The sequence below is a fragment of the Streptomyces africanus genome, from assembly GCF_002150735.1.
Taxonomy (GTDB): Bacteria; Actinomycetota; Actinomycetes; order Streptomycetales; family Streptomycetaceae; genus Streptomyces; species Streptomyces africanus.
Genome location: NZ_MUKA01000539.1, coordinates 1 through 7,718 on the forward strand (window position 1 = coordinate 1; position 7,718 = coordinate 7,718).

Genomic DNA, 7,718 nt, shown 5'->3' on the forward strand with positions numbered 1-7,718 from the left:
GCGCCGCCGACCCTGAACAGCTCGGCGAGCAGCTCGCGCTGCTCATCGACGGCGCCGCGGCCCGCACCCGGGTCCTCAACGCCGACGCCTTTCCCACCGCCGCCGCCATCGCCGCCGTCCTCATCGACAACGCCATCCCCGCCACAGCCAGTGATGACCGGCGACGGGAGGAAGTGGCGAGTTAACGTGGCACTCCACGGCCGGGCTGGATCTTGGCCTGGCCTGCCGCCCCCCTGCGGGATCCGTCAGGTGTGCCGGTAGCGTCCGTTCCGTGATCGCCTTCGATGCGCTTGTTCGTCTCTGTCCGCCGCCCGCGGATCCGCCACCCCCGGTGGACTGGACGCAAGCCGAGCGCGCCCTCGGTACGGCTCTGCCCGTCGACTACAAGCAGCTCGTCGAGACATACGGCGACGGCATCTTCGACGAGACGATCTGGCTGCTCGTCCCCGACTCCGCCTACGACGACTGCGACCTGCACACGCAGACGAGGGAACGGGACGAGATCCTGGCCGACCTGTGGGAGTTCGAGGACAAGCCCGCCGGCCTGCAGGAGACAGGGGCGAGGGTCCTGCCGTGGGCATTCGAGGAGGGCACGGGAGCCTTCCTGTACTGGCTGGTGCGGCCCGGACAGTCCCCCGACGAATGGACCGTGCTCTACAACGAGGGGCGCGGCCCCCTGTGGGAGCACCACGACATGGGGTGTCTCGCCTTCCTCCTGGCGGTGCTCACCGGAACCGCGGACACGGCGCACTTCGGCTACCTCTACGACGTGCTGCAGCCGGCCGAGCACCGCTTCGCGACCGCTGACCAGACTCTTGGAACGACCGAGCAGTGACGGGGGGACTCCAGCGGCACGGTCCATTCGCTCCCTTGGCGTCGGAGGCCGGTCAGGCGCCCACCCCGAGCGAAGAGCTGCGGCTGCGCACGCGTTGCACATGCGCCTGCCTGCTTCATGGTGCCGCTACGGCACCGATCTGCTGCATGACTCCAAGGAGGTCGGGTTGACCTCGTTCGCCGACAATCCGGCCGTCGGCCAGGTAGTAGAAGTTCATGGCCTGCACCGAGACCCTGTTGCCGCTTGCGGGGATGCCGAAGAACTCACCGGCGTGCGTGCCGCGCATCGTGAACCGTGCAGCCACCGTGTGGCCTTCCCCGATCATCTCCTCCAGGGTCCACTGCACGTCCGGGAATCCACCGCGCATCATGCCGATGATCTCCATGTAGCCCTCGGGACCTCGAAGCGGCTCCGGATGACTCGGTGCGTGGAACACCGCGTCGGGAGAGATGACCTCGCGGCCAAGATCCTCATCGGCTGTGTTGATGAACTCGACGAAGCGGTTCATCACTGCCTTCACGGCTTCGAGCGGCATGTTTCTCTCCTCATGACGGTCGTATTCCGACTCAAGGTAACATCGATTCGATGTGTACATCGTTTCGATGTGATTGGATACTGAGGGCATGCTGGAACTAGCGATACTGGGCTTCCTGGCCGGGGGTGCTCTGCCCGGGCACGAGCTGCGCCGACGGGTTTCGCAGCTGACTGGGTACACGCGGCCGGTCAGCGACGGCAGTCTGTATCCGGCGATCAACCGTCTCACCAAGGCGGGCCTGCTGGAGCGGCGCGCCGACCCGGGTGCGGGCCCGGCGCGGTACGTACTGAGCCTGACCGGCGCCGGGCGCACCGAATTGCTGAAGCGGCTGCGCAAGCCGGCGGACCACGAGATCACCGACTTCACCCGCTTCTTCACTATCCTGGCGTTCCTCTCGCACCTGCCCGAGGTGTCCGAGCAGCACGCGGTGCTGCGCAGACGGCTTGAGTTCCTGGAGGAGCCGGCGAGCTTCTTCTACGACGGTGACAGGCCGCTGCGGGCCGAGGAGGTGGCCGACCCCTACCGGCGCGGCATGCTGCTCACCGCCCGTGCCATCAGCAGCGCCGAACGCGCCTGGCTACACGTTGTTCTGGACGGTGACGAGCCCACCAAGAGCACTTCCTTTCCGCTCGACGAACCCGCGAGCTGACCGGCCCTGGAGGTACGTCCATGCTTGCATCCTGGTACGACGAACAGGGCCCTGCCGCCGATGTCCTGCACGTCGGCGAACTACCCGACCCCACCGCCGGCCCCGGCGAGGTCCGCGTCCGCGTCACCGTTTCGGGCGTCAACCCCGGCGACACCAAGAAGCGGCGCGGCTGGCTCGGCTCCTCGATGCCCTACCCGCGGGTGATCCCGCACAGCGATGCCGCCGGAGTCATCGACGCGGTGGGCGACGGAGTCGACGCCCACCGCGTGGGACAGCGGGTATGGGTGTACGGCGCCCAGTCCTACCGCCCCTTCGGCACCGCAGCCCAGTACACCGTCGTGCCTGCGGATCTGGCCGTTCCGCTACCCGACCACCTCAGCGACGAACTCGGCGCCGGCCTGGGCATCCCTGGGATCACCGCCCACCGCGCCGTGTTCAGCGACGGCCCCGTCGACGGACAGCTCGTGCTCGTGCACGGGGTGCTCGGCGGCGTCGGCTCCCTGGCCGCGCAGCTCGCCCGGTGGGGCGGCGCGACGGTGATCGGGACCGTGCGCCATGGCAGCGACCTGAACCGCCTCGACCCCGCCGCGGTCTCCCACGCCGTGGCGCTCGACGGGGACGACCCCGCCGCCGCGATCCGCGCCCATGCTCCCGACGGCGTGCACCGAATCATCGAGGTGGCCCTGTCCGATAACGCGGACCTGGACAACCTCGTCGCCGCGAACGGCGCGGTGATCGCCGCCTACGCCACCCGGGACGACCGGCCCCGACTTCCCTTTTGGCCCATGCTGTTCAACAACGTCACGGTGCGCATGCTCGGCAGCGACGACTTCACCGAAACGGCGAAACGGCAGGCGGCCCGTGACCTCACTGCCGCAGCCGCGGTCGGCATGCTGACCGTCGCCATCGGCGACCTGTACCCGCTGGAGAAGATCGCCCAAGCCCATGACCGTGTAGATACCGGCGGCCGAGGTCGCGTCCTGGTGACCATTCCCAACTGAACTGTGCCGGCACGAGGGGTGATCACTCGGGCCGCAGGAGTGGGGTGCCGTCCCGGCCGGCGATGTCGTGGACGGTCGGGATGCCTGGCTCCACAACGGTGCTTCGGCGGACTTGTTGGGCGTCCAACTGGGCGAGCTTGTCCTGGGCTCCGACAAGACTGACCTCACCCACTTCCAGCCAGCCCTCGCGTTCGGCTTCGATGATGCGGGCCAGGAGGTTGTCGCGGATCTCGACCAGGCGGCCGCGCTGGTCCGGCTCGGGACGGAGCATCGAGCAGCGGACGCAGGCGTGTTCGTGGATGGACGAGGTACCGAACGAGCGAGCGCAGGTGCCGATGGAGAGCTTGCGGCGCTCGAAGTGCCCAAGGAAGGCACCCCACTCCTCCGCGGTGGGGGTGCGGTCTCCCCGCTGGGGCGCAGAGAGCGGCGGCGGGCGATGAACGCGCGGTGGGCTTCGATGGCCCCGGCCTGGTAGATCGCGTTAGAGCGCCCGGGCCTTACAGCCGTCGCACAGGTGCGGGTGACTGTCCCCGCGGCCCCAGTCGACCCTAGTGCTGGTCGTCGGTGAACTTCTGCCCGCAGTCCCCGCACACCGGGCGCTGAGCCTCGCGTTCGGCTTCCTCCTGCGCTTGACGGCATCGCGCTTCTTCGGCGCGGCGGGCGAGGCGCGGCGACGTCCGTCCGGCGGGTCACGTCGGTGGCGACGGCCACGGCTTGTCTTCCGGCGGACCGGATGTCCTCCACCAGGTCGTCGAGTGCCTTGGCGGTGCGGGCCGCGAGCACGACCTTCGCACCTCGTGCGGCCAGGAGGACGGCGGTGGCTCGCCCGATCCCGCCGCTGGCATCCGTGATGGCCACGACCTTGTGCGGTTGCCGGCCGAGCTCGTGAGCATCCGGAGATACGGGCTCGCGCGCGACTGCGGCTAGTGATTCCGCGGTCTCACGGATGTCGCGCCCCGGTGCGGGAGCCGGGCCGAGTGCCGACGGGGTCGTGGTTGACGTCCGGATGCCTCCTACACACCGGCGAGGGCCGTGTTTTGGCACCCCGCAGTGTTTGCGATGAATGGCCGGATGCCGAATGAGTACCGCAGCGCTCCGATTGTCAGCGGGCTTCGCTGAGCCGGGACGCACGCATGAGCTCGAGTTGGTCGGCGCCGCGGGTTCCCGGGGCCGCTGTGTAGGTGACGATGCGCAGGTCGACTCCCGGCAAGGTCAGCACGTCGCAGTCCAGGGTGACGTCGCCAAGCTCGGGATGGCTGATCGTCTTCAGGTCCCCAGTCAGCTGCTCCATGCCCGCCCCGGCCCACAGTTCACCGAAGAACGGCGAGGCCCTGCGCAACCCGTCCACGAGCGCGGCCAGCTCCGGGTCGGTCGGATAGCGGGCGACCGCTTCGCGCAGGTCCGCGACGATCGCCGTCTCGAACGCGTACTGTCCGGCCGACGATGAGACGGGGTACAGGTGCCGGCGCCCCTCTCCCATGCCGAAGAGTGCGCGGGCGAGGTTGCGTTCGGCGGGCGCCAGGCCGGACGGGTCGCCGTGCAGAGCCCTCCACATGTCGTTCCACCACAGCAGGCTCCAGTCGGCGGCGAACACGCCGATCGGGAGGTCACCGAGGCGGGCGACGAGGCGGCGGAGGCTCGGCGGCACGTGAGTGCCGACCGTATGGTCGCGCGGGGCGAGCAGGCCGGCAGCGCGGAAGAACTGGTCGCGTTCGGCCGGGGTGAGCCGCAGCGCGCGGGCGATGGCCGAGACCACCTGCGCGGAGGGATTGGTGGCCCGGCCCTGCTCCAGGCGCAGCACGTACTCGACGGAGAGGCCGGCGAGCTCGGCGAGTTCCTCGCGGCGCAGGCCAGGGGCGCGGCGGCGGGCCGACCGGGCGTAGCCGGCATCGGCCGGGTCGAGGCGGTCGCGCCAGCCGCGCAGTAAGGCGCCGAAGCTCAGGTCGATCACTCCTCCATGATGCCACCGGGCGTTTCCTGCACCACGGTCACCATCCTGGTGAGTGCAGCGCGCATGTAGCGGGCCCAGAGCGGCTTGAACGGCCCCGCGACGATCCAGCGGCGGCCTGGCAGCGGCCGGAAGTCGTACGTCCATCGGATCGACGTGCCGGTCCCATCGGGCAGGAACGACCACTCGCCGCGCACCCCGGAGATCAGCTTGGCCAGCACGTTGGTGAAGCCACTCAGCTCATAGGCGAACCCGTGCCCCTCCGCGATCTCGGTAAGCCGCTCGTCGGCCTTGGAACCGTCGGTGAACCAGGTCTGGCGCGACGTCCCCGGCCGGTTCCAGGTGCCGGTCTGGTCGCGCACTTCCGCGACGCCGGGGAACGGTCCCCACGGCTTGAACACCTGGGCGAGGTCGATCGGCACGATGACCTGGTAGGTGTGCGCACAGCTGGACGTTGTACGGGCGAAGACGGTGATCGGGACACTCGTTTTGGTCATGCCACGAGCATCGCGGCCAGCACCTGCCCGAGGCAGACACCTGTCAGTACATACCCTCGCGGTCTCGTCGTGTTCGCCGTGCTCTGGCAGCGACCCGACCAAAAGCTTCTGCTCCCGCAAGAGCCCAGCAGCTTCCATGCCCCCGTTCCGCGCGGCGCGCGGTGGTCCGCTCATGCACCTCGGGGTCCACCATGCGCCGGAGCCTACGAGCGCAATCCGAGACGGCGGGCGAGAAATCGCAAAACCCGCGCCTGCCAGACGATCTACACCTCAGACTGCCGCACACGACCAGCACGAGTACGCCGAAGACACCTCACGCCAGACCCGTGACCAGCAGCTTCACGATGCACACCGCTCATTGATCACGAAAACGCGCGCCAGGTGACTCCCAAACTCAGGTCGAAACGACTCCACGGAAAGCGACACAGCCACTTGTCCGCACTCCGCACGCGCGGGGAGGCTGTCTTGAGGCTTCGTCCACGGTTCAGGGTGTGGCTTCGGTTGTCAGCCACGCTGGGCTCGCGTGTCAAGGCCGGAGGGCGATCAGGGCGGTGTAGGCGGCCTGGATGAAGGCGTTGCCCAGGTTGGGTGCGGTGTTCGCCAGAGCTACCAGAGCTGTGCCGTGTTGGAGGTTGAAGCCGGCGAAGGCGGTGCAGCCGCGGGTGGCGCCCGCGTGGTGATAGAGGCGGGTCCTGTCGGGGCGGGTGCGGATGTTCCAGACCAACGCCATCCCCCGGTTGTCCGGGAGCCGCAGGCGGGGCCGGCAGACCTCCTTGAGCGCGGTCCGCAGCGTGGGCACGCTGGTCGTGCGGGGGTCGAGGAGGGCTTCGGTGAGGGTGAGCAGGTCGCGGGCGCTGGCGCGCAGAGCACCAGCGGCCGGCAGGCCCGGGACGTGGAAGGGGGGCATCGGCCGGCGGTGCCAGTAGCCGGTGGCCTGCGTGGTTCCGGCGGGCGGTGTCGGCTCGCAGTCGATGTCGTGCAGGCGCAGTGGGGCGAGTACCCGGTCGTGGAGGAGTGCGGCGTAGTCGGTGGCGCCGGCCGCGCCTAGGAGTGCGTGGCCCAGCAGGCCCACGCCGAAGTTGGAGTAGCGCACGCGGGTGCCGGGAGGGGCGTGCAGGCGGGTGCGGGCCAGTGCGCCGAATACGTGGTCGGTGGTGAAGCCGGCGTAGGGGTTGGTGAACAGGGTCGGAAGAGCTTGGCGCAGCAGGCCGGGGGGCAGCCGGGGCAGGCCGGAGGTGTGGGTGGCCAGGTGGGTGAGGGTGATCGCACGTCCGCCCGGGGGCAGCAGCACGTGCGCGGGCAGGTGGCGGCAGAGCGGGTCGTTCAGATCCAGCACGCCGCTGGCGGCTTGTTCGGCCAGGAGCAGGGCGGTGAACGGCTTGGTCAGGGACCCGATCTCGAACCGGGTGGCCGGTGTTGAGGGGGCTGCGTCGCGGTGGGTGGTGGCGCGGCCGCGGGCGATCAGCGTCCGGTGTCCGGCGCGGTGCAGGCCGACGACGACGGTGCTGGCGCCGGGCGCGGCCGACAGAAGCGACGTCACCGCCTGCCGCACTCCGGCCGAGTCGAGGATGGTCCCGGCTTCGCCGTGGTGCCGGCCCTGTGCGTCGTCTTCCGCCAGGTGCGGGAGGCGAGGTGTGGGGCCCACACGTACGGGCAGGCCGTCGGCGCCGGGATCGGCCGGGGTGGGGGTCACCGCGGGCGGTCGCCGTGCGCGGGGGCCGGAAGGCCGGTGCCGGGTGCGTCGCCGGCGCGGGTGTCCAGAGCACGGGTGAGGGCGACGGTGCCGGCGACGGCTGCCACGATCGTGGTGTGCTGGTGCTCCTGGAAGCGGATGGCGGGATCGTCGTCGACGGGGTTCCCGTCGCGGGGCATCAGGCCGTCGGGGTGCTGACGTTGGGCCAGGCTCTGCCAGTCGGCCGGATCAGCGTGCGGGCGGGGCAGGCAGCTGCCGACCAGGAGGAGTTCGCCGACCAGGTCGAACTGGCAGGTCTCGGTCCAGATGTCGATCCACACCGGCAGCCAGCGGGTGAGGTGGGCGGCCACGTCCTCGGGCAGGCCGTCGGGCCGGGCCCCCCAGTCCGTGAGATGGAAGACGGTGTGGGTGAGGTGATAGCCCGTCATCCAGTCGATGTGCCAGGGCGCTGGGGTGCTGCCCAGCCAGGTGGCTCGCGCCAGCGTCTCCCACTGGGCCGGCTCCAGGGCTTGGCCGTGGCCAACGCCCTGCGCATCACCGGCCACGGCCAAGCCCTGGAG

Annotated in this window: 9 protein-coding genes and 2 pseudogenes; 4 read left to right on the forward strand and 7 right to left on the reverse strand. The window is 70.0% G+C overall.

The window, feature by feature from the left end; translation table 11 throughout:
• A pseudogene (locus CCL05_RS41610) lies at window positions 1–185 on the forward strand (TetR family transcriptional regulator); the annotation flags it as partial.
• Window positions 186–331: 146 nt separating this feature from the next.
• Window positions 332–835: an SMI1/KNR4 family protein gene (locus tag CCL05_RS41615; RefSeq protein ID WP_086565743.1), complete on the forward strand. Its 504-nt coding sequence runs from the start codon at window positions 332–334 to the stop codon at window positions 833–835.
• A gap of 115 nt (window positions 836–950) precedes the next feature.
• Here CCL05_RS41615 and CCL05_RS41620 read toward each other — a convergent pair whose 3' ends face one another.
• A complete protein-coding gene (locus tag CCL05_RS41620; protein ID WP_086565744.1) occupies window positions 951–1,370 on the reverse strand; it encodes an ester cyclase in 420 nt (139 codons plus the stop codon).
• An 88-nt stretch (window positions 1,371–1,458) separates the two neighbouring features.
• Between CCL05_RS41620 and CCL05_RS41625 the strand changes: the two genes are divergently transcribed.
• Together CCL05_RS41625 and CCL05_RS41630 are read left to right on the forward strand one after the other, a co-directional pair.
• The gene (locus CCL05_RS41625; protein ID WP_086565745.1) at window positions 1,459–2,019 is read left to right on the forward strand and encodes a PadR family transcriptional regulator; all 561 of its coding nucleotides are present in this window, start codon (window positions 1,459–1,461) and stop codon (window positions 2,017–2,019) included.
• 20 nt (window positions 2,020–2,039) lie between these two features.
• Window positions 2,040–3,020 (forward strand): NADPH:quinone reductase, encoded by a 981-nt coding sequence (locus CCL05_RS41630; protein ID WP_086565746.1) that lies wholly within the window; start codon window positions 2,040–2,042, stop codon window positions 3,018–3,020.
• A 22-nt stretch (window positions 3,021–3,042) separates the two neighbouring features.
• Here CCL05_RS41630 and CCL05_RS46825 read toward each other — a convergent pair whose 3' ends face one another.
• The 6 genes and pseudogenes from CCL05_RS46825 to CCL05_RS41660 all read right to left on the reverse strand — a co-directional run.
• Window positions 3,043–3,291: a hypothetical protein gene (locus CCL05_RS46825; RefSeq protein ID WP_244204593.1), complete on the reverse strand. Its 249-nt coding sequence runs from the start codon at window positions 3,289–3,291 to the stop codon at window positions 3,043–3,045.
• Window positions 3,292–3,701: 410 nt separating this feature from the next.
• Window positions 3,702–4,151, reverse strand: a pseudogene (locus tag CCL05_RS47660) (SDR family NAD(P)-dependent oxidoreductase); the annotation flags it as partial.
• Complete coding sequence (locus CCL05_RS41645) at window positions 4,123–4,971, reverse strand: MmyB family transcriptional regulator (protein ID WP_086565747.1); 849 nt, start codon at window positions 4,969–4,971, stop codon at window positions 4,123–4,125. The pseudogene CCL05_RS47660 and the gene CCL05_RS41645, both read right to left, overlap by 29 nt.
• The gene (locus CCL05_RS41650; protein ID WP_086565748.1) at window positions 4,968–5,465 is read right to left on the reverse strand and encodes an SRPBCC family protein; all 498 of its coding nucleotides are present in this window, start codon (window positions 5,463–5,465) and stop codon (window positions 4,968–4,970) included. The genes CCL05_RS41645 and CCL05_RS41650 overlap by 4 nt, the downstream gene beginning before the upstream one ends.
• Before the next feature lie 526 nt (window positions 5,466–5,991).
• On the reverse strand, window positions 5,992–7,158 hold the full coding sequence (locus CCL05_RS41655; protein WP_244204594.1) for a serine hydrolase domain-containing protein: 1,167 nt from the start codon (window positions 7,156–7,158) through the stop codon (window positions 5,992–5,994).
• The coding region (locus tag CCL05_RS41660; RefSeq protein WP_425275988.1) for a DUF6895 family protein at window positions 7,155–7,718 on the reverse strand (564 nt) is incomplete at its 5' end. The genes CCL05_RS41660 and CCL05_RS41655, both read right to left, overlap by 4 nt.